The organism is Mycobacterium sp. E2479, assembly GCF_001667925.1.
GTDB lineage: Bacteria > Actinomycetota > Actinomycetes > Mycobacteriales > Mycobacteriaceae > Mycobacterium.
Genome location: NZ_LZJR01000050.1, coordinates 47,101 through 67,085 on the forward strand (window position 1 = coordinate 47,101; position 19,985 = coordinate 67,085).

Here is a 19,985-nt window from a genome sequence, read left to right on the forward strand (position 1 = left end):
TGTCTAGAACTTGACTGCGCTACTTGCGACCGCGACGAGCGGTCGTCTTCTTTGCCGCGGCCTTGCGGGCCGGAGCCTTGCTCGCGGCCTTGCGGGCCGGAGCCTTGCTCGCAGCCTTCTTGGCCGGAGCCTTCTTGGCGGCAGTCTTCTTGGCCGGAGCCTTGGTCGCTGCCTTGCGAACTGGAGCCTTCTTGGCCGCAGTCTTCTTGGCGGGAGCCTTCTTAGCCGCGGCCTTGCGGGCCGGAGCCTTCTTAGCCGCGGCCTTCTTGGCCGGCGCCTTCTTGGCCGCGGCCTTCTTGGCCGGAGCCTTCTTCGCGGCGGTCTTCTTGGCCGCGCCACCTGCTACGACACCGCGCTTCACGGCGGGGCCCTCCGACGGGAGACGCTGTGCGCCAGACACAACCGCTTTGAACTGTGCACCGGGGCGGAACGCCGGGACGGACGTCGGCTTCACCTTCACCGTCTCACCGGTCCGCGGGTTGCGGGCCACCCGCGCTGCGCGGCGCCGCTGTTCGAACACACCGAACCCGGTGATGGTGACGCTGTCGCCCTTGTGTACCGCACGCACAATGGTGTCGACAACGTTCTCGACCGCTGCGGTCGCCTGTCGACGGTCCGTGTTCAATTTAGTTGTGAGCACATCAATGAGCTCTGCCTTGTTCATCAATCCCTCCGACACTAGTGGTCCTCGATTTGAACCGACTAGTGGACACGGTAAACCCTCACCCAGCAAATTTCCAAGAGCCACGCGCAATTTCAGGGCAAGGAGTGCGACGTTTTCGCAATCCGGTTGCCGCGCTTGACCGGTGGAGGGCATTAAAAATCGGCTCGGTTTAGTTAGCCGATCAAGCAGAAAGTCGGCTTCACGCAGCCGTTCAAGAGGCCGATAGAGTGCGCGGTTTCCAGTCCGGATACGCCGCCTCGAATGCCTCGATTGCGTCGAGTTTCCGCAGCGTAAGGGCTATATCGTCAAGACCTTCGAGCAGTCGCCAAGCGGTATGGTCGTCAATCTTGAACGGCAGCACCGTCGTTCCCGCGGTGATATTTCGATCTTGAAGATTGACAGTGATTTCCAAGCCCGGACTCTGCTCGATGAGCTTCCAGAGCAGTTCCACGCCGTCCTGAGAAACTTCGGCCGCCAGCAGCCCCGCCTTGCCGGCGTTGCCCCGGAAAATGTCACCGAATCGAGACGAGATGACCACCCGGAACCCGTAGTCCATCAGTGCCCACACCGCATGCTCACGCGACGATCCCGTCCCGAAATCGGGTCCTGCCACTAGCACTGACCCACGGTCAAAGGGGCTGAGATTTAGCACGAATGACGGATCCGAGCGCCAACTCGCGAACAATCCGTCCTCGAAACCGGTTCGGGTGACGCGCTTCAAATACTCCGCCGGAATGATCTGATCGGTGTCGACATTGGATCGTCGCAGCGGCACACCGATACCGGTGTGGGTGTGAAATGCTTCCATGGTCATCCCTTCAAAGTCGAATACGTCAGCTCAAATCGGCTGGAGCTGACAATCTGCCGCGAACCGCCGTCGCTGCGGCAACCGCCGGAGACACCAAATGCGTGCGGCCGCCTTTACCCTGGCGTCCTTCGAAGTTGCGGTTGGACGTCGCGGCGCATCGCTCGCCCGGCGCAAGCTGGTCGGGATTCATCCCCAGGCACATTGAGCACCCGGCTTGGCGCCATTCGGCCCCCGCGGCGGTGAAAACCTCGCCCAGCCCTTCGGCTTCGGCCTGCGCGCGCACCCGCATCGAACCCGGCACGACGAGCATCCGCACTCCCGGCGCGACCGTGCGGCCCCGCAGCACGTCGGCGACGGCCCGCAGATCTTCGATACGACCGTTGGTGCAAGAGCCCACGAACACCGTGTCAACGGCGACATCACGCATCGGCGTGCCCGGCCGAAGGTCCATATATGCCAAGGCTTTCTCAGCCGCCTGGCGCTGGGCGTCGTCGGCCATCAGCTCGGGATCCGGCACGGCGTCGCCCAACGGCACACCCTGCCCGGGGTTGGTGCCCCACGTCACGAACGGGCTCAGGGACGCGGCGTCGAGGTAGACCTCGGTGTCGAATTCGGCACCGGGGTCGGTGTGCAGCTGCTGCCAATAACTCATCGCCGCATCCCATTGCGCACCTCGCGGGGCGTGCGGGCGGTCACGCAGGAACTCGAACGTGGTTTCGTCTGGAGCCACCATTCCCGCCCGAGCCCCGGCTTCGATGCTCATATTGCAGACGGTCATCCGGCCTTCCATCGACAGCGATTCGATGGCGCTGCCTCGATATTCGATGACGTGGCCCTGCCCACCGCCGGTACCGATCTTGGCGATCAGGGCGAGAATGATGTCCTTGGCCGTCACACCGGCTGGCAGCTCCCCATCTACATTGACCGCCATCGTCTTGAACGGCCGCAGCGGCAAGGTCTGGGTGGCGAGCACGTGCTCGACCTCCGAGGTGCCAATTCCCATGGCCAGCGCGCCGAATGCGCCGTGCGTCGAGGTGTGGCTGTCACCACAGACGACCGTCATTCCGGGCTGAGTGAGGCCCAGCTGCGGCCCGACCACATGCACGATGCCCTGCTCGAGGTCGCCCATCGGATATAGCCGCACACCGAATTCGGCACAATTTCGCCGCAAAGTCTCGACCTGGGTCCGCGACACCGGGTCGGCGATCGGCTTGTCGATATCGGTAGTCGGAACGTTGTGGTCCTCGGTAGCCAGCGTCAAGTCGGGCCGACGCACCTGCCGGCCGGCCAGGCGCAGGCCGTCGAAGGCCTGCGGGCTGGTTACCTCGTGCACCAGATGCAGGTCGATGTAGATCAAGTCGGGCTCGCTGGCACCACCGGATACCACGACGTGGTCATCCCAAACTTTTTCGGCCAGGGTGCGCGGTTTGGTGGCGACCTCCGCCGCCCCTTGGTCGATTCCCATCTCGAACTCGCCTCACTTCGCCTCGTTAGCGGCTCGCCGATCATTCGGCTGTGATCTCATCATACGAGACGCTAGTATCTCCTTGTGAGACAGCATAGCGGCATCGGCGTCCTGGACAAAGCTGTGGGTATCCTGCACACGATCTCCCAATCACCCTGTGGATTAGCCGAACTGTGTGAGCGGACCTCTTTACCCCGCGCCACGGCATACCGGCTGGCCGCCGCCCTCGAAGTCCACCGTCTGCTGGCACGTGACGACGAAGGACGCTGGCTGCTCGGTCCCGCCGTCACCGAACTCGCCGCCCACGTCAACGATCCGCTTTTGACCGCCAGCACCGCGGTGCTGCCGCAGCTGCGCGAAACGACCGGGGAGAGCGTGCAGCTCTACCGTCGCGAGGGCACCGACCGCGTTTGCGTGGCCGCACTGGAACCCGCTGCGGGCCTTCGCGATACGGTTCCGGTCGGGGCGCGATTGCCGATGACGGCCGGATCGGGCGCCAAAGTGCTACTGGCCCATAGCGACGCGGCCATCCAGAAATCGGTGCTCGCGACCGCGAAATTCACCGAACGAACATTGGCCGAAGTGCGGCGCCGCGGCTGGGCTCAAAGCGTGGCCGAGCGCGAGCCGGGGGTGGCGAGTGTGTCGGCGCCGGTGCGCGATGGCCGCGGGACCGTCGTCGCGGCCATCTCTGTCTCGGGTCCCATCGACCGGATCGGCCGGCGCCCTGGGGCGCGCTGGGCGGCCGATCTGCTGTCCGCCGCCGAAGCAATCACCCGCCGCCTCTGACCCGTTCCGGCCGCGAGTGTGCGTCCAGGGCGGCGTGATCGGCTTGGGCTCAAGGGGAATTTGTCGCCGTGGATGCACGCTCAACGCCACCAATGCACAGTGACCGCGGTCCGCCTGACAGACTGACCGGCATGGGAACCAATCAGCGCGCGAGCATCGTCATGTCCGAAGACGAGATCGCTGAATTCGTCGTGAAAAGCCGCACCGGCACGCTGGCCACCATCGGCGCCGACGGGCAGCCTCACTTGACCGCAATGTGGTACGCCGTCGTCGACGGCGAGATCTGGCTGGAGACCAAGGCCAAATCGCAGAAAGCCATCAACCTCAAGCGTGATCCGCGAGTCAGCTTTCTGATCGAGGACGGCCACACTTACGACACATTGCGCGGGGTGTCCTTCGAGGGCGTCGCCGAAATCGTCGACGATCCCGACGTCTCGCACCGCGTGGGCGTCAGCGTCTGGGAGCGCTACACCGGTCCCTATGACGACGACATGAAACCGTTCGTCGAGCAGATGATGAACAAGCGGGTCTGCGTTCGCATCGTGACCCGCCGGGCTCGTTCGTGGGATCATCGCAAACTCGGATTGCCGGCCATGCCGGTGGGCGGATCGACAGCACCAGCGGTGCTGGGGACCGACCAGTAGCCGCGATATTTGTAGCCCCGATGGGATTCGAACCCACGCTACCGCCGTGAGAGGGCGGCGTCCTAGGCCGCTAGACGACGGGGCCAGAAACGATCCGAGCAGTCAGCATAGCTCACCCTGTTAAGCCCACCTAATCGCTGGGAACGGCCAGAGTTTTGCTGGGGTACCAGGACTCGAACCTAGAATGGCTGAACCAGAATCAGCTGTGTTGCCAATTACACCATACCCCATTGGCTGCCTAAAACCGCTGGTCAGCGTCGATTGCGGGCTTTCATAAGCGCTTTGGAGTCCGCCGCCGCCAGCCGTTGTCGGCCTTTCGGTAAACCGCAGTGCAGACTACCAAAGTCTCGACGGACACTCCGCACACGCGGTCCCGGGCGCTCAAGCGGGGTCCCGCCCCGCCGTCTCCCGCGCCGCCCGCAGTCGCCGCATGCTGCGGTCGCGGCCCAGCAGCTCCAACGACTCGAACAACGGTGGGCTGACGGTCGTTCCGGTCGCCCCCACCCTGATCGGACCGAACGCCTTGCGCGGTTTGAGGCCCAGCTTCTCGATGAGCGCGGCCTTGAGCGCGGCTTCGATCTGCGGAGCGGTCCAATTCGCCACGGCGTCCAGTGCAGGCAGCGCCGCGTCCAGAACCGCGGCGCCGTCAGCTCCCAGTTCCTTGGCGACGGCCTTGGGGTCGAGCGCGTAGTCGTCGTCGTTGAGGAACTTCAGCAGGTCCCACGCGTCACCGAGGACCACGATGCGGGTCTGGACCAGGCCGGCCGCGGTGGCGAAGCTTGCGTCATCCAGTTCGAGGCGATGACCGTGAACGTCGAGATAGTCGCGCAACCTTGCGGCGAAGTCGTCGGCCGTCAGCATCCGGATGTGCTCGGCGTTGAGCGCGTCGGCCTTCTTCTGGTCGAAGCGGGCGGGATTGGAGTTGACGTTGACCACGTCGAACGCGGCCACCATCTCCTCAAGGGTGAACACATCGTGGTCGTCGGCGATGGCCCAGCCGAGCAACGCGAGATAGTTGAGCAACCCTTCGGGGATGAAGCCCCGGTCGCGGTGAGCAAACAGGTTCGACTGCGGGTCGCGCTTGGAGAGCTTTTTGGTTCCCTCGCCCAATACCGTTGGGAGGTGCGCAAACTGCGGAGTGCGCTCGGCGACACCGATCCGGATCAGCGCCTGATACAGCGCAAGCTGGCGCGGCGTCGACGGCAGCAGGTCCTCTCCCCGCAGCACATGGGTGATCTTCATCAGCGCGTCATCGCACGGGTTGACCAAGGTGTACAACGGATCTCCGTTAGCGCGGGTCAACGCGAAGTCGGGCACGGACCCGGCCGCGAAGCTGGTGGTGCCGCGAACCAGATCCTCCCACACGAGGTCTTCGTCGGGCATCCGCAACCGCACCACGGGTTTACGGCCCTCCGTCAGGAACGCGGCGCGCTGCGAATCGGTCAGCTGCCGGTCGAAATTGTCGTAGCCCAGCTTCGGATTACGGCCCGCGGCGACGTGGCGCGCCTCGACTTCCTCCGGCGTCGAAAACGCGTAGTACGCCTCTCCGGCTTCGAGCAGCCTGGCCACCACGTCGTGATAGATCTCACCGCGTAGCGACTGGCGGTAGGGGGCGTAGGGTCCGCCCACCTCTGGTCCCTCGTCCCAATCCAGGCCCAGCCAGCGCAGCGCGTCCAGCAGCGCCAGATAGCTCTCCTCGCTGTCGCGCTGCGCATCGGTGTCCTCGATGCGAAACACGAAGGTGCCCCCGGTGTGTCGGGCGTAGGCCCAATTGAACAGCGCCGTGCGGACCATTCCGACGTGCGGTGTGCCGGTGGGCGAGGGACAGAATCGGACGCGGACTCGGGCTGGTGCAGTCACGATTTTCCTTTGCGGACCACGGGATTGGTCAGGGTGCCGATGCCCTCGATGGTGATGGAGACGGTGTCGCCGTCCTCGATGGGGCCGACACCTGCCGGCGTTCCGGTGAGGATTATGTCGCCCGGCAGCAAGGTCATCACCGCCGAAATGAACTCGACGATCGAACCGATGTCGTGAATCAGCAGCGAGGTACGGCTGTGCTGCTTGACATCGCCGTTGACCTCGGTGCGCAGGTCCAGATCGCCCGGGTCCAGGGGTTTGAGGTCGGTGACGATCCACGGCCCCACCGGGCAGAAAGTGTCATGCCCCTTGGCCCTGGTCCACTGGCCATCGGATTTTTGTTGATCGCGCGCCGTCACGTCATTGCCGACGGTGTAGCCGAGGATGTTCTCCGCCGCCTGAGCGGCCGAGACGTCCTTGCAGGGCCGGCCGATGACGACCCCGAGCTCACCCTCGAAGTGCACCGGTGATGCGTTGGCCGGCAATCGAATAGGCACGTTCGGCCCGATGATCGCGGTGTTGGGTTTGAGGAAGATCACCGGATCCACCGGCGCCGGGCCGGTCATATCCTTCATTTCGGCGATGTGATCGGTGTAGTTCTTGCCTACACACACCACCTTGCTGGCCAGTATCGGGGCGAGCAGCCGCACGTCGGCCAGCGGCCATGATCGCCCGGTGAAGTTGGGCGTGCCGAATGGATGTTCGGCGATCTCGCGCGCGATCATCTCGGCTGGGGCGTTGAGTTCACCTTCGATACTGACGAAGGCGACACCTTCCGGGCTGGCGATTCGACCAAGGCGCATTTGGTTGAGCCTAGTGACGGTCGCGAGCGCGGCGTAGCCGGGCGTGGCGGGCCGTCACCATCGGAGCTAGTGACGGTCGCGAGCGCGGCGTAGCCGGGCGTGGCGGGCCGTCACCATCGGCCCATCTCGCCTAGTCGGCGGGGCCTCGGGCCGGCATGGCACTGGCGAGCACCGGCACCAGTCCTACCCCTGAATTTCGCGCAGGTATGCAAGCATGGGGAATGCAGACCGACCCGGCCGCGACGCCCGAACTGGGTGCGGGCGCGCGCTGGTCAATCATGATCGTTTCGCTGCTGGCAACGGCGAGTTCCTTCCTCTTCATCAATGGCGTCGCGTTCCTCATCCCGTCGCTGCAAGCCGCGCGTGGAATACGGCTGGACGAAGCCGGTCTGCTGGCCTCGATGCCCAGCTGGGGCATGGTGGTCACGCTGGTGCTCTGGGGGTACGTGTTGGACCGGGTCGGCGAGCGGGTGGTCATGACCACCGGCTCGGCGCTCACCGCGATAGCCGCCTACGCCGCGGCCTCGGCGCATTCGATCGTGATGATCGCCGTATACCTGTTTCTCGGTGGTATGGCCGCCGCCAGTTGCAACACGGCCGGTGGGCGGCTGGTGTCCGCCTGGTTTCCGCCACACCAGCGCGGACTGGCGATGGGCATCCGCCAAACTGCGCAACCATTAGGAATCGCGTTGGGCGCATTGGTAATTCCCGAGCTTGCCGAACACGGGCCACAGGCCGGCCTTCGATTCGCCGCGTTCGCGTGCGCGGTCGGAGCGATAGCGAGCGTCGTCGGAGTCGTCGACCCGCCACGCAAACCCCGTGCCAGCGCAAGCAATCAGGAACTCGCCAGCCCTTACCGAGGGTCGTTGACACTGTGGCGAATTCACGCAGTGGCAGGTCTGTTGATGATGCCGCAAACGGTGACCATCACGTTCATGCTGGTATGGCTGATCAAGAACTTGCACTGGTCTGTCGCAGCCGCCGGCGGGTTGGTGACTCTCTCGCAGCTGCTCGGCGCGCTCGGTCGCGTGGCCGTGGGCCGTTGGTCCGATCGGCTCGGCTCACGCATGCGACCGGTGCGCTACATCGCGGCCGCAGCCGTGCTGATCCTTGTGTTGCTGGCGTGGGCCGATTACCTGAACAGTCGCTGGCAAGCGGTGCTGATGGTAGCCATCACGGTGATCGCGGTCCTCGACAACGGGCTGGAAGCCACCGCAATCACCGAATTCGCCGGGCCGTACTGGAGTGGGCGAGCCCTGGGCATCCAGAACACCACCCAGCGGATGGTTGCTGCGGCCGGTCCCCCACTGTTCGGAGCCTTGATCTCGGCCGCGAAATACCCACCGGCATGGCTGTTGTGCGCGTTGTTCCCCTTGGCGGCGGTGCCGCTGGTGCCGGCGCGGTTGCTGCCGCCCGGCCTGGAGACTAGAGCCCGGCAGCAATCCGTTCGCCGATTTCGGTGGTGGCGCGCCGTTCGCTTCCACGCGTCGCCAAATACTGCTCGACGGCCCGGTCCACCCGCGTAGCGGCGGCTTCCTCGCCGAGATGGGCGAGCAGCAGCGCCACCGACATGACGGCTGCGGTCGGATCGGCGATGCCCTGCCCGGCGATGTCCGGAGCGCTGCCGTGTACCGGCTCGAACATCGAGGGGTTGGTCCGCGTGCCATCGATATTTCCACTGGCCGCCAAGCCAATTCCGCCGCACACCGCTGCGGACAGGTCGGTGATGATGTCGCCGAATAGGTTGTCGGTGACGATCACGTCGAAGCGACCGGGGTCGGTGACCATGAAGATGGTCGCGGCGTCGATATGTTGATACGCCACCTCGACGTCGGGGTAGTCCCGGCCGACCTCGGTCACGATGCGCGACCACAGCCTGCCGGCGAAGGTCAACACGTTGGTTTTGTGCACCAATGTCAAGTGCTTGCGCCGTCGCCGGGCCCGCTCGAACGCGTCGACCACCACGCGACGCACACCGAAAGCCGTGTTCTGGCTTACCTCCGTCGCCACTTCGTTGGGAGTTCCGACGCGGATGGCGCCGCCGGTGCCGGTGTAAGGACCTTCGGTCCCCTCGCGCACCACCACGAAGTCGATCTCGGGGTTGCCGGCCAGCGGGCTGTTCACTCCTGGATAAAGCCGGCCCGGCCGCAAGTTGATGTGGTGGTCCAGCTCGAAACGCAGGCGCAGCAACAACCCTCGCTCCAGCACCCCGCTGGGCACCGACGGGTCCCCGATAGCACCGAGCAGTATGGCGTCATGCGCGCGCAGCTCGTCGACGACCGAGTCCGGCAGTAGCTCTCCGGTGGCGTGGTACCGCCGCGCCCCCAGGTCGTAGCTGGTCTTGTCCACCCCGGGCAGGACCGTGTCCAGGACTTTGATGGCCTCGGAAATGACTTCGGGGCCAATACCGTCGCCCTCTATCACCGCCAGCTTCATCGGCGCCGCTTTACATCGCGTCGGCGCGCATCAACGGTCACGACAGATCAACCACCTCAAGCTTGTTGGCGCCGACGGCTGCGCCGATTTCGGCCCGCACGTCGCCCGGTACGTCTTGATCCAGCCGCAGCAGGATCGTCGCACTCGGACCTTCCGTGTCCTCGGAAAGCTGCGCCGCTTCGATGTTCACCCCGGCCGAACCCAGCAGAGTGCCGATCTTGCCCAGCGCGCCGGGCTGGTCGACATAGTTGATCACCAGGTTGATACCTTGGGCGCGCAGATCGAAGTTGCGGCCGTTGATCTGCACGATCTTTTCCACCAGCTGTGGTCCGGACAGGGTGCCGGCGACGTTGGCGGCGGTGCCATCGGGCGCTACCGCGCGTACGTCGACCACGCTGCGGTGGTTCGGGCTTTCCGACGCGGTGCTGATTTCGGCTATGATGCCACGTTCGTCGGCCAGCGCCGGGGCGTTGACGAACGTCACCGGCCCCTCGACGACAGCCGAGAACAACCCGCGCAGCGCCGAAAGCTTAAGCACCTCAACATCTTCGGAGGCCAGCTCACCGCGCACCTGCACCGACAACGACACCGGCGGACCGTCGGACAGCGTGGCGGCCAACACCCCGAGCTTGCGCACCAGGTCCAGCCAGGGCGCCACCTCCTCGTTGACCACCCCGCCGCCGACATTGACCGCGTCGGGAACGAATTCCCCGGCCAGCGCGAGTTTCACGCTTGCGGCGACGTCGGTGCCGGCCCGGTCTTGCGCCTCTTCGGTCGATGCCCCCAGATGCGGAGTGACCACCACCTGCGGCAGCTCGAACAGCGGGCTATCGGTGCAGGGCTCTTTGGAGAAGACGTCCAGACCGGCCGCGCGCACGTGGCCACTGCGCACCGCGTCGGCCAGCGCGGCCTCGTCCACCAGACCACCGCGGGCCGCGTTGACGATGATGACGCCCGGCTTGGCCTTCGCCAGCGCATCCTTGTCGATCAAACCCGCGGTTTCGGGCGTCTTCGGCAAGTGCACCGAGATGAAGTCGGCGCGCGTCAACAGTTCGTCCAGCGTCAGCAACTCGATGCCCAACTGTGCGGCACGGGCGGGCGACACGTAGGGGTCGTAGGCGATCAGGTGGGTGCCGAAGGCGCTGAGCCGCTGCGCGACCAACTGCCCGATGCGGCCCAGGCCCACAACGCCGACCGTCTTGCCGAAGATCTCGGTGCCCGAGAAGGACGACCGCTTCCAGGCGTGCTCGCGCAGCGAAGCATCGGCGGCGGGGATCTGCCGGGCGGCGGACAGCAGCAGCGCGAGCGCATGCTCGGCGGCACTGTGAATGTTCGACGTCGGCGCGTTGACCACCAGCACACCGCGCTCGGTGGCGGCGTCGACGTCGACGTTGTCCAGGCCTACTCCGGCGCGGGCGACGATCTTCAGCTTGGGCGCCGCGGCCAACACCTCGGCGTCGACGGTGGTGGCCGAACGCACCAGCAGCGCATCGGCCTCCGGCACCGCCGCCAGCAGCTTCTCGCGATCGGGGCCGTCTACCCAGCGCACCTCTACCTGGTCGCCCAGGGCGGCGACGGTTGATTCGGCTAGCTTGTCGGCAATGAGTACAACAGGCAGATTCACCCGGCCAGCCTATCGGCTGTAATCGACGCGTTGACGTCACCGTCGTCGGGAGCGGACCCCACGGGCTGCCCGCCGCCCTATTCTTCCCCCGGGCCCGCCTGAAAGTGCAGGTCGCCGAAGCTCAGCCGGCCTTTCGCCGGGGGCGCGGGCACCGGTGCGCCTACGATGACGCCCGTGACGAAACTCGCGATCATCTACTACTCGGCCACCGGCCACGGCACCACGATGGCGCACCGCGTTGCCGCCGCGGCCGAATCGGCGGGGGCCGAAGTCCGCCTGCGGCACGTCGCCGAAACGCTGGATCCCGAATCGTTCGCCCACAACCCCGCCTGGACGGCGAACTACGAGGCCACCAAGGACCTTCCGTCGGCCACCGGCGACGACATCGTCTGGGCCGATGCGGTGATCTTCGGGTCACCGACCCGGTTCGGCTCTCCGGCAGCGCAATTGCGCGCATTCCTCGATTCGCTGGGTGGGCTGTGGGCGCAGGGCAAGCTCGCGGACAAGGTGTACGCGGGCTTCACGTCGTCCAACACCATCCATGGCGGTCAGGAAACCACCCTGCTCTCGCTGTACATCACGCTGATGCACTTCGGCGGCATCATCGTGCCGCCGGGATACACCGACCCGTGCAAGTTCGTCGATGGCAATCCCTATGGGGTGAGCCTGGTCACCACCCACGACAACATCAAGGAATTCGACGAGCCCACCGGCACCGCCCTCGAACATCTGGCCCGCCGGGTGGTCGAGACGGCGGGGCGCCTTGCGGCGTCGTAGCCGTCGAACGTGCACTCACGGCGAAAAAGTCGCAAAATATTCGCCCTGAGTGCACGTTCGGCGCAAATAAACTAGGCGGTTTCGGTAATCGGCCGGTCGACCCAGCTCATCAGGTCGCGCAACTTCTTGCCGGTGATCTCGATGGGGTGCTCGGCGTTTTCTTTGCGCAATTGCTCGAGTTGCTTGTTGCCGCCTTCGACGTTGGCGACCAGCTTCTTGGTGAAGTCGCCGTTCTGAATGTCGCGCAGGATCTCTCGCATCCGCTCCTTGGTGCCGGCGTCGATGACTCGTGGGCCGGAGAGGTAGCCGCCGAATTCCGCGGTGTCGGAGACCGAGTAGTTCATCCGCGCGATGCCGCCCTCGTACATCAGGTCGACGATCAGCTTGAGTTCGTGCAGCACCTCGAAGTAGGCCATCTCCGGCGGGTAGCCGGCCTCGACCATCACATCGAAACCGGCTTTCACCAATTCCTCTGTGCCACCGCACAACACGGCCTGCTCACCGAACAGATCGGTCTCGGTCTCGTCCTTGAAGGTGGTCTTGATGACACCGGCGCGGGTGCCGCCGATGGCCTTGGCGTAGGACAGCGCGAGCGCCTCGCCGTCGCCGTTCGGGTCCTGGTCGACGGCGATCAGCGCGGGCACACCCTTGCCGTCGACGAACTGACGACGCACCAGGTGGCCGGGTCCCTTGGGGGCGACCATCGCGACGGTGACGTTGGCCGGCGGCTTGATCAGGTCGAAGTGGATGTTGAGCCCGTGACCGAAGAACAACGCGTCCCCATCCTTCAGGTTGGGTTCGATGTCGTTCTTGAAGATGTCGGCCTGCGCGGTGTCGGGCGCCAGCAGCATGATGACGTCGGCCCACTTGGCGACCTCGGCCGGGGTGTCCACCTCCAGTCCCTGCTCGGAGACCTTGGCCCGCGACTTCGAACCCTCCTTGAGGCCCACCTTCACCTGCACACCGGAATCGCGCAGGCTCAGCGAGTGCGCGTGTCCTTGGCTGCCGTATCCGATGACACCGACCTTGCGACCCTGGATGATCGTCAGGTCCGCATCGTCGTCGTAAAACATCGGCAATGTCTCCCCAGACGGGTTAGCCACTTCTCTATCTCCTTCTTGTTTGCGCTGAAAATCTATTTGGCCGTGCCGATTCCGCGCGGACCGCGGGCCAACGACACCACTCCGGATTGGACGATTTCGCGAATCCCGAAGGGTTCCAGGACCCGCAGCAGCGCCTCGATCTTGCCGCGGTCACCCGTCGCCTCAATGGTCAGCGCCTCTGTCGACACGTCGATCACCTTGGCGCGGAACAGATTCACCGCTTCGATCACTTGGCTGCGGACGCCGGCGTCGGCGCGCACCTTGATCAGCGCCAGTTCGCGTGACACCGAGTTGTCGTCGTCGAGCTCGACGATCTTGATGATGTTGATCAGCTTGTTGAGCTGCTTGGTGATTTGCTCGAGCGGGGTCTCCTCGGCGGAGACCACAATGGTCATCCGCGACATGTCCTTCTGCTCGGTGGCGCCCACGGCCAGCGACTCGATGTTGAACCCGCGCCGCGAGAACAGCGCCGCCACCCGGGCGAGCACGCCGGGTTTGTCCTCGACCAACACCGACAGAGTGTGCGTGTGCATCAGGCGTGGCCTTCGCTCTCGTCGTCGAACAGCGGACGGATTCCGCGCGCCGCCTGGATCTCGTCATTGCTGGTGCCGGCGGCCACCATCGGCCACACCTGCGCGTCGGCGCCGACGACGAAGTCGATCACCACCGGGCGGTCGTTGATCGCCCGCGCCGCCTTGATCACGTCTTCGACGTCTTCTTCACGCTCGCAACGTAATCCGACGCAGCCCAGCGCCTCCGCGAGCTTCACGAAATCCGGGATGCGATGCGAGTGCGTGGCCAGATCGGTCTGCGAGTAACGCTCGTCGTAGAACAGCGTCTGCCACTGGCGCACCATGCCCAGGTTGCCGTTGTTGATCAGCGCCACCTTGATCGGCACACCTTCGACCGCGCAGGTGGCCAGCTCCTGGTTGGTCATCTGGAAGCAGCCATCGCCGTCGATCGCCCACACCTCGGCGTCCGGGCGGGCCATCTTGGCGCCCATGGCCGCCGGAATGGCAAACCCCATAGTGCCCAGCCCGCCGGAGTTGAGCCAGGTGCGCGGCTTTTCGTAGGAGATGAATTGTGCGGCCCACATCTGGTGCTGGCCGACGCCGGCCACGTACAGGGCATCCGGGCCGGCGAGCTTACCGAGTTTTTCGATGACGTACTCCGGCCCCAGGCTGCCGTCGCTCTGCGGCCCGTAGCTCAGCGGGTAGGTGGACTGAACTTGGTTCAGGTAGGCCCACCACTCGGTCATGTCGACCTTGCCGGGAATGCCGTCCTGGCGCAGCAACTCCACCAGCTCGGCGATGACGGCTTTGACGTCGCCGACGATCGGCACGTCGGCGTGGCGGTTCTTGCCGATCTCGGCCGGGTCGATGTCGGCGTGAATGACCTTGGCTTCGGGGGCGAAGGTGTCCAGCTTCCCGGTCACCCGGTCATCGAAGCGGGTTCCCAGCGCGATCAGCAGGTCGCTGCGCTGCAGCGCCGCCACCGCGGCGACGGTGCCGTGCATGCCGGGCATGCCCATGTGCTGCGGATGGCTATCCGGGAACGCCCCGCGCGCCATCAGCGTGGTCACCACGGGGATGCGGGTCAGCTCGGCCAGCTCGCGCAGCTGTTCGGTCGCTTCACCGCGGATCACGCCGCCGCCCACGTAGAGCACCGGCTTGCGGGCCGCCGCGATCAGCTTGGCGGCCTCGCGGATCTGCCGGCTGTGCGGCTTGGTGTTCGGCTTGTACCCGGGCAGGTTGACGCGTGGCGGCCAGGTGAACGTGCACTGGCCCTGGAGCACGTCTTTCGGGATGTCGACGAGCACCGCGCCGGGGCGGCCCGAGGAGGCGATGTGGAAAGCCTCGGCGAGCACCTGCGGGATCTCGTTGCCCGAGCGGACCAGGAAGTTGTGCTTGGTGATCGGCATCGTGATGCCCGAGATGTCGGCTTCCTGGAAGGCGTCGGTGCCGATCAGCGAGCGTCCGACCTGGCCGGTGACGGCGACGACGGGGATCGAATCCATCTGAGCGTCGGCCAGCGGGGTCACCAGGTTGGTGGCCCCGGGCCCCGACGTCGCCATGCAGACGCCCACCTTGCCGGTGGCGTGCGCGTAGCCACTGGCGGCGTGGCCAGCGCCCTGCTCGTGGCGGACCAGCACGTGGCGCAGCTTCTTCGAGTCGAACAGCGGGTCGTAGACGGGCAGTACCGCGCCGCCGGGGATGCCGAAGATGACCTCTACGCCAAGTTCCTCCAGCGAGCGGATCACCGACTGTGCGCCGGTGACTTGCTCGGGCCCGATACGTTTCGGCTTGCCGGCCGCGGATTTCGCGGCGGGCTTGGCCGCGTCCGTGGCGATGTCCGCAGCGTCGGGCGCCGCGGAGACGTGCTGCCTGATGGGAGCGCTCACTGTCGTTCAGTCCTTATTCGTTTGGGGAGTCTCACTGGGGGCAACAAAAAACCCCCGACAGCTCATCTGCTGCACGAGGGTTGCGCGTTGGTTCTGGATTGCTTCAAATGCTGAAGGGCAAGTCAGGCACCAACGCGCCGACCAATTACTACGAGCATCCCGGGCTGTCCGGCGGTATCCATAGCGTCCGACGGTAGCCTTCGCACAGCTCAGCAGTCAAATCCGGAACCGTCGGCGCCACCGTCACCGAGTTGGCCGGCCGAGGCGCAGCAACGCGCGTGCTCGCGGGATCGACCCCTGGTGCCGGATGAAATGATGGTTGGGTGGCCACCAGCTCATCTCCCCAAACCCCGTCCACAGCGCCCGTCGTGATCAAAGTGTCGCCAATAGCGCATCTGGCCGTCGGATTCCTGACCTTGGGGTTGCTGATTCCGGTGCTGCTGTGGCCGCCGTCGCTTCCGCTGCTGATCCTCCCGGTGCTGCTATCGGCGTTGATCATCCGGTTACGCACCGTCGCCGACGACCAGGGTGTGACCGTGCGGACGCTTTTCGGCAGCCAGAAGGTGCGCTGGGACGATATCGACGGGCTGCGTTTCCACCGGGGTTCGTGGGGGCGCGCGCGCCTCAAAAGCGGCGCCGAGCTGCGGTTACCGGCGGTGACGTTCTCCACCCTGCCGGAGCTGACCGAGGCCAGCGCGGGGCGGGTGCCGAATCCCTACCAGTGACTAGGCCGATCAGCCGATCGGATTCACGCCGTTGAGGGCCACCCAGACCCCGACGCCGGCCGCGATCCCGGCCAGCAGGGCGACAAAAGACCCGATGAAGGGGCGATGCGCCCAGCCGCGGCGCACGTCCAGGCCGTAGCGGCCGGGTCCGCACAGGATGATCGCGGCGGCCATGACGATCAGGCTGATCTGGTATTCGTGGCCCTCGGGCAAAAAGAACGAGAAGGTTCGCCCGTGCGGCCGTGCCGAGACGCTGGCCAGCAGGCCGTTGATCAAAAATGCCAGCGCACCGGCCGCCGCTAGGGGAGTGAACAGGCCGAGTATCAGCAGCGCGCCCGCCACGGCCTCCCCGCCCGCGCTCACGTAGGCGAGGATGTCGGCGTGCTGATAGCCGACATCGGACAGTGAGTTCTTGAACCCCGCGACGCCCGCTCCACCCCACCAGCCGAACAGCTTCTGCAGCCCGTGAGCGCCGAGTACCACACCCAGCCCGACGCGCAGCAGCAGCAAACCGAGATGCTGCGTTCCGCGCCGGCCGACATCGTGGAACCGGTCATGGTGTTCGTCATCGTGGCCATCGGCGGACTCGGAAGCGTGCCGGGCCGCCGAATGCGGCTCGACGTAGGGCAAGGGCTCCTGCTGTTCCAACAGGTTGTAGCCCCCGGCGCCGGGTCCGGCGACCGCGGCGGCGCCGCCGTAAGGGATGACGGTGGTGGTCCCGGTCGACGGATTGAAGTCGCCGGGGTAGCCGACTGGCGTCAGATCATCTTCGGGATCGACCAGCCGCGCCGAGGCGGGGCGTCCCGGGGTCGGCTCCGGAGATTCGCCGGGCCGTTGCCAATGTGCGTCATTCGGTTGACTGGTCACGGGTGTCAGGGTAAGGGCATTCAGTCCTGAATTGGGGATTTGAGCGGCGCTTTCGCCTGGCAATCGGTGGTTTGCCCGCCGAATCGGCCCGGATCGGCCCCAAATGGGCCCGCAAACCGCTCCCGGCGGCCCTGACGGGAATCGCGGGACCTCCGAAGGAGGCGGTGGCAAAGCGGTCGCGAGCGAGTTTTCGGCGTCGGACAAGAGGCGTGTGTGGCGGCGCCGCTGGCAGTGTCCGTAGCCTGACGGTCATGCGACTAGGGCGATCGGGGCGGTCGGTTCGGCGGGGGTTCGCCGCGCTGTGCGCCCTCGTGCTGGTAACGAGCGGGTGCGCGCGCTTCAACGATGCCCAATCGCAACCGTTCACCACGGCCCCCGCGCTGAAGCCGCAGCCCAGCTCGACGCCTCCCCCGCCGCCGCCACTGCCGCCCACACCGTTTCCCAAGGCCTGTCCCGCTCCCGGGGTGATGCAGGGCTGCCTGGAAAGCACCAGCGGCTTGATCATGGGCCCCGACAGCAAGACCGCGCTCGTCGCCGAGCGCACCACCGGCGCGGTCAAGGAGATCTCCGTCAACGCCGAGCCGAAGGTGAAGACGGTGATCCCGGTGGACCCATCCGGCGATGGCGGCTTGATGGACATCGTCATGTCGCCCACCTACAAGCAGGACCGCCTGATGTACGCCTACATCAGCACGCCGGCCGACAACCGGGTGATCCGCGTCGCCGACGGCGACATCCCCAAGGACATCCTGACCGGCATCCCCAAGGGCGCCACCGGGAACACCGGAGCGTTGATCTTCACCAGCCCCACCACGCTGGTCGTGATGACCGGCGACGCGGGCAATCCGGCGCTGGCCGCCGACCCCAAATCGCTGGCCGGCAAAGTGCTCCGGATCGAGCAGCCCACCACCGTCGGCCAGGCACCTCCGACGACGGCGCTGACCGGCGTGGGTGCCGGCGGCGGCCTGTGCACCGACCCTGTCGACGGCTCACTCTATGTCGCCGACCGGACTCCGACGGCAGATCGCTTGCAGCGCATCACCAAAACGTCGGATGTTTCCACGGTGTGGACCTGGCCGGACAAGCCGGGGGTGGCCGGCTGCGCGGCGATGGACGGGACCGTGTTGGTCAACCTGATCAACACCAAGCTGACGGTCGCGGTGCGGCTGGCGGCGGCCACCGGCGCGGTTACCGGTGAACCCGACGTCGTGCGCAAGGACACCCACGCGCACGCCTGGGCACTGCGCATGTCGCCTGACGGAAACGTCTGGGGCGCAACCGTTAACAAGACGGCCGGGGACGCAGAGAAGCTGGACGACGTCGTGTTCCCACTCTTCCCGCAGGGCGGCGGATTCCCGCGCAACAGCGACGACAAGAGCTGATCGCTCGCCGTGCGGCGTGGCGTACGATCAGCCCGCTAACCCTGCCCGCAGGCGGTCAACACCAATTCGCGCACCCGGGCGGCGTCGGCCTGGCCGCGGGTGGCCTTCATTACCGCGCCGACGATCGCGCCGGCCGCGGCCACCTTGCCGCCGCGGATCTTCTCTGCCACATCCGGATTGGCGGCCAGCGCCTCGTCCACCGCGGCCTGCGTCACCGAGTCGTCACGCACCAGCGCCAAGCCCCGCGCGGTCATCACCTCTTCGGGCTCGCCCTCCCCGGCCAGCACACCCTCGACCACCTGGCGGGCCAGCTTGGTGGACAGCTTGCCGTCGTCGACCAAAGCCACCACCGCGGCGACCTGCGCGGGCGTGATGGCCAGCTCATCCAGCGCCACGTTGGCCTCGTTGGCCTTCTGCATCAAAAAGTTTCCCCACCAGGCGCGGGCCTGCTCGCTGGACGCGCCGTGCTCGATGGTCGCGGTGACCAATTCGATCGCCCCGGCGTTGACCAGGTCGCGCATCACCTCGTCGGAGATGCCCCACTCGTCCTGAATGCGTTTGCGGCTCAACCACGGCAGCTCGGGAATGGTCTGGCGTAACTGCTCTACCAGTTCACGGCTCGGCGCGACCGGTTCTAAGTCCGGCTCCGGGAAATACCGGTAATCCTCGGCGGTTTCCTTGGTGCGCCCCGGGCTCGTGTAGCCACCGGTCTCGTGAAAGTGCCTGGTTTCCTGAGTGATTCGCCCGCCGGACGCCAGAATCGCAGCCTGGCGCTGCATTTCGTAGCGCACCGCAACCTCGACACTTTTTAGCGAGTTGACGTTCTTGGTCTCGGTTCGGGTGCCGAACTCGGTCGTTCCGATCGGCTTCAGCGACACGTTGGCATCACACCGCATGGAGCCCTGATCCATGCGGACGTCGGATACGTTCAAGGCGCGCAACAGGTCTCGCAGTGCCGTCACGTAGGCTCGGGCGATCTGCGGCGCCCGGGCACCGGCTCCCTCGATGGGTTTGGTGACGATCTCGATCAATGGCACCCCGGCGCGGTTGTAGTCGATCAACGATGTGGTCGCGCCGTGGATGCGGCCGGTCTCACTGCCGATGTGGGTGAGCTTGCCGGTGTCTTCCTCCATGTGCGCGCGCTCGATCTCGACCCGCCAGGTGGTGCCGTCCTCAAGCGGGGCTTCGAGGTAGCCGTTAATGGCGATGGGCTCGTCGTACTGCGAGATCTGGTAGTTCTTCGGCTGGTCCGGGTAGAAGTAGTTCTTCCGGGCGAAGCGGCACCACGGCGCGATTTCGCAATTGAGCGCCAGCCCGATCCGAATGGCCGACTCGACCGCGCTCTGGTTGAGCACGGGCAGCGAGCCGGGCAGACCGAGGCATACCGGGCATACCTGGGTATTCGGTTCGGCGCCGAATGCGGTGGTGCAGCCGCAGAACATTTTGGTGACGGTGGACAGCTCCACATGCACCTCGAGGCCGAGTACCGGATCGAAACGCGCGATGACGTCGTCGTAGTCCATCAGATCGGCGCTGGCGGCAACACTCATGCGCCCGATCCTAGTGGTGATCGCGAGCGCGGCGGAGCCGGGCGAAGCGGGTCACCACCGGTCAACACCGTGGTGATCGCGAGCGCGGCG

The 19,985-nt window shown here is 65.8% G+C and carries 17 protein-coding genes, 2 tRNA genes and 2 pseudogenes; 7 read left to right on the top strand and 14 right to left on the bottom strand.

The annotated features are described in order from the left end of the window. Nucleotides 1-19: 19 nt before the first annotated feature. From A5686_RS05750 to leuC, 3 genes are all read right to left on the bottom strand, one after another. On the bottom strand, nucleotides 20-664 hold the full coding sequence (locus A5686_RS05750) for an HU family DNA-binding protein (protein WP_067931994.1): 645 nt from the start codon (nucleotides 662-664) through the stop codon (nucleotides 20-22). 211 nt (nucleotides 665-875) lie between these two features. Continuing rightward, on the bottom strand, nucleotides 876-1,472 hold the full coding sequence (gene leuD / locus A5686_RS05755; protein WP_067932033.1) for a 3-isopropylmalate dehydratase small subunit: 597 nt from the start codon (nucleotides 1,470-1,472) through the stop codon (nucleotides 876-878). Between the two features lie 25 nt (nucleotides 1,473-1,497). Continuing rightward, entirely contained in the window at nucleotides 1,498-2,937 is a 1,440-nt protein-coding gene (leuC, locus tag A5686_RS05760; RefSeq protein WP_067931995.1) for a 3-isopropylmalate dehydratase large subunit, read from the bottom strand. 84 nt (nucleotides 2,938-3,021) lie between these two features. On the opposite strand from leuC, the gene A5686_RS05765 reads away from it, so the two are divergent. Then, on the top strand, nucleotides 3,022-3,723 hold the full coding sequence (locus tag A5686_RS05765; protein WP_067931996.1) for an IclR family transcriptional regulator: 702 nt from the start codon (nucleotides 3,022-3,024) through the stop codon (nucleotides 3,721-3,723). Between the two features lie 131 nt (nucleotides 3,724-3,854). After that, a complete protein-coding gene (locus tag A5686_RS05770; RefSeq protein WP_067932035.1) occupies nucleotides 3,855-4,367 on the top strand; it encodes a pyridoxamine 5'-phosphate oxidase family protein in 513 nt (170 codons plus the stop codon). A 12-nt stretch (nucleotides 4,368-4,379) separates the two neighbouring features. Here the strand turns inward: A5686_RS05770 and A5686_RS05775 are convergent. From A5686_RS05775 to A5686_RS05790, 4 genes are all read right to left on the bottom strand, one after another. After that, nucleotides 4,380-4,452: transfer RNA gene (locus A5686_RS05775), tRNA-Glu, on the bottom strand. Between the two features lie 73 nt (nucleotides 4,453-4,525). Then, nucleotides 4,526-4,597, bottom strand: a tRNA-Gln gene (locus A5686_RS05780). Nucleotides 4,598-4,748: 151 nt separating this feature from the next. After that, nucleotides 4,749-6,227, bottom strand: coding sequence for a glutamate--tRNA ligase (gene gltX / locus A5686_RS05785; RefSeq protein ID WP_082947504.1), 1,479 nt, complete (start codon nucleotides 6,225-6,227; stop codon nucleotides 4,749-4,751). Continuing rightward, nucleotides 6,224-7,030 (bottom strand): fumarylacetoacetate hydrolase family protein, encoded by an 807-nt coding sequence (locus A5686_RS05790; protein ID WP_067932000.1) that lies wholly within the window; start codon nucleotides 7,028-7,030, stop codon nucleotides 6,224-6,226. Before A5686_RS05790 ends, gltX begins: the two co-directional genes overlap by 4 nt. A gap of 221 nt (nucleotides 7,031-7,251) precedes the next feature. On the opposite strand from A5686_RS05790, the gene A5686_RS05795 reads away from it, so the two are divergent. Next, nucleotides 7,252-8,556, top strand: coding sequence for an MFS transporter (locus A5686_RS05795; protein WP_067932002.1), 1,305 nt, complete (start codon nucleotides 7,252-7,254; stop codon nucleotides 8,554-8,556). Here the strand turns inward: A5686_RS05795 and A5686_RS05800 are convergent. Together A5686_RS05800 and serA are read right to left on the bottom strand one after the other, a co-directional pair. Next, a complete protein-coding gene (locus A5686_RS05800) occupies nucleotides 8,456-9,466 on the bottom strand; it encodes a 3-isopropylmalate dehydrogenase (RefSeq protein WP_067932004.1) in 1,011 nt (336 codons plus the stop codon). The two genes, A5686_RS05795 and A5686_RS05800, sit on opposite strands and share 101 nt — an antisense overlap. A 37-nt stretch (nucleotides 9,467-9,503) precedes the next feature. Further along, complete coding sequence (serA, locus tag A5686_RS05805) at nucleotides 9,504-11,090, bottom strand: phosphoglycerate dehydrogenase (RefSeq protein WP_067932006.1); 1,587 nt, start codon at nucleotides 11,088-11,090, stop codon at nucleotides 9,504-9,506. 11 nt (nucleotides 11,091-11,101) lie between these two features. Here serA and A5686_RS27830 point away from each other — a divergent pair. Together A5686_RS27830 and wrbA are read left to right on the top strand one after the other, a co-directional pair. Further along, nucleotides 11,102-11,257: pseudogene (locus tag A5686_RS27830) on the top strand (hypothetical protein); the annotation flags it as partial. A gap of 7 nt (nucleotides 11,258-11,264) precedes the next feature. After that, complete coding sequence (gene wrbA, locus A5686_RS05810; RefSeq protein WP_067932037.1) at nucleotides 11,265-11,867, top strand: NAD(P)H:quinone oxidoreductase; 603 nt, start codon at nucleotides 11,265-11,267, stop codon at nucleotides 11,865-11,867. 71 nt (nucleotides 11,868-11,938) lie between these two features. On the opposite strand, the gene ilvC is transcribed toward wrbA, so the two are convergent. From ilvC to A5686_RS05825, 3 genes and pseudogenes are all read right to left on the bottom strand, one after another. Further along, nucleotides 11,939-12,940 carry a ketol-acid reductoisomerase gene (ilvC, locus tag A5686_RS05815; protein ID WP_067932008.1) on the bottom strand — a complete coding sequence of 334 codons (1,002 nt, stop codon included), beginning with the start codon at nucleotides 12,938-12,940 and terminating at the stop codon, nucleotides 11,939-11,941. Between the two features lie 62 nt (nucleotides 12,941-13,002). After that, complete coding sequence (gene ilvN / locus A5686_RS05820; RefSeq protein ID WP_067932010.1) at nucleotides 13,003-13,503, bottom strand: acetolactate synthase small subunit; 501 nt, start codon at nucleotides 13,501-13,503, stop codon at nucleotides 13,003-13,005. Continuing rightward, nucleotides 13,503-15,328 (bottom strand): annotated as a pseudogene (locus A5686_RS05825) (acetolactate synthase large subunit). Before A5686_RS05825 ends, ilvN begins: the two are co-directional and overlap by 1 nt. Before the next feature lie 411 nt (nucleotides 15,329-15,739). Here A5686_RS05825 and A5686_RS05830 point away from each other — a divergent pair. After that, nucleotides 15,740-16,096, top strand: a complete 357-nt coding sequence (locus tag A5686_RS05830; protein ID WP_067932038.1) for a PH domain-containing protein — start codon at nucleotides 15,740-15,742, stop codon at nucleotides 16,094-16,096. A 9-nt stretch (nucleotides 16,097-16,105) separates the two neighbouring features. Here A5686_RS05830 and A5686_RS05835 read toward each other — a convergent pair whose 3' ends face one another. After that, a complete protein-coding gene (locus A5686_RS05835; protein WP_067932013.1) occupies nucleotides 16,106-16,963 on the bottom strand; it encodes a DoxX family protein in 858 nt (285 codons plus the stop codon). 251 nt (nucleotides 16,964-17,214) lie between these two features. Here A5686_RS05835 and A5686_RS05840 point away from each other — a divergent pair, with 251 nt between their 5' ends. Then, the gene (locus A5686_RS05840; RefSeq protein WP_067932014.1) at nucleotides 17,215-18,345 is read left to right on the top strand and encodes a sorbosone dehydrogenase family protein; all 1,131 of its coding nucleotides are present in this window, start codon (nucleotides 17,215-17,217) and stop codon (nucleotides 18,343-18,345) included. Between the two features lie 35 nt (nucleotides 18,346-18,380). Here A5686_RS05840 and gatB read toward each other — a convergent pair whose 3' ends face one another. Further along, nucleotides 18,381-19,895: an Asp-tRNA(Asn)/Glu-tRNA(Gln) amidotransferase subunit GatB gene (gene gatB / locus A5686_RS05845; RefSeq protein WP_067932015.1), complete on the bottom strand. Its 1,515-nt coding sequence runs from the start codon at nucleotides 19,893-19,895 to the stop codon at nucleotides 18,381-18,383. Nucleotides 19,896-19,985: the final 90 nt, after the last annotated feature.

What these genes read in the sequence shown, in the direction of transcription:
- A5686_RS05790 (WP_067932000.1), bottom strand. Translation starts at nt 7,030, where the DNA reads ATGCGCCTTGGTCGAATCGCCAGCCCGGAAGGTGTCGCCTTCGTCAGT.
- A5686_RS05795 (WP_067932002.1), top strand. Translation starts at nt 7,252, where the DNA reads ATGCAGACCGACCCGGCCGCGACGCCCGAACTGGGTGCGGGCGCGCGC.
- ilvN (WP_067932010.1), bottom strand. Translation starts at nt 13,503, where the DNA reads ATGCACACGCACACTCTGTCGGTGTTGGTCGAGGACAAACCCGGCGTG.
- gatB (WP_067932015.1), bottom strand. Translation starts at nt 19,895, where the DNA reads ATGAGTGTTGCCGCCAGCGCCGATCTGATGGACTACGACGACGTCATC.
- A5686_RS05750 (WP_067931994.1), bottom strand. Translation starts at nt 664, where the DNA reads ATGAACAAGGCAGAGCTCATTGATGTGCTCACAACTAAATTGAACACG.
- leuD (WP_067932033.1), bottom strand. Translation starts at nt 1,472, where the DNA reads ATGGAAGCATTTCACACCCACACCGGTATCGGTGTGCCGCTGCGACGA.
- A5686_RS05770 (WP_067932035.1), top strand. Translation starts at nt 3,855, where the DNA reads ATGGGAACCAATCAGCGCGCGAGCATCGTCATGTCCGAAGACGAGATC.
- ilvC (WP_067932008.1), bottom strand. Translation starts at nt 12,940, where the DNA reads ATGTTTTACGACGACGATGCGGACCTGACGATCATCCAGGGTCGCAAG.
- A5686_RS05800 (WP_067932004.1), bottom strand. Translation starts at nt 9,466, where the DNA reads ATGAAGCTGGCGGTGATAGAGGGCGACGGTATTGGCCCCGAAGTCATT.
- A5686_RS05840 (WP_067932014.1), top strand. Translation starts at nt 17,215, where the DNA reads ATGCGACTAGGGCGATCGGGGCGGTCGGTTCGGCGGGGGTTCGCCGCG.
- leuC (WP_067931995.1), bottom strand. Translation starts at nt 2,937, where the DNA reads ATGGGAATCGACCAAGGGGCGGCGGAGGTCGCCACCAAACCGCGCACC.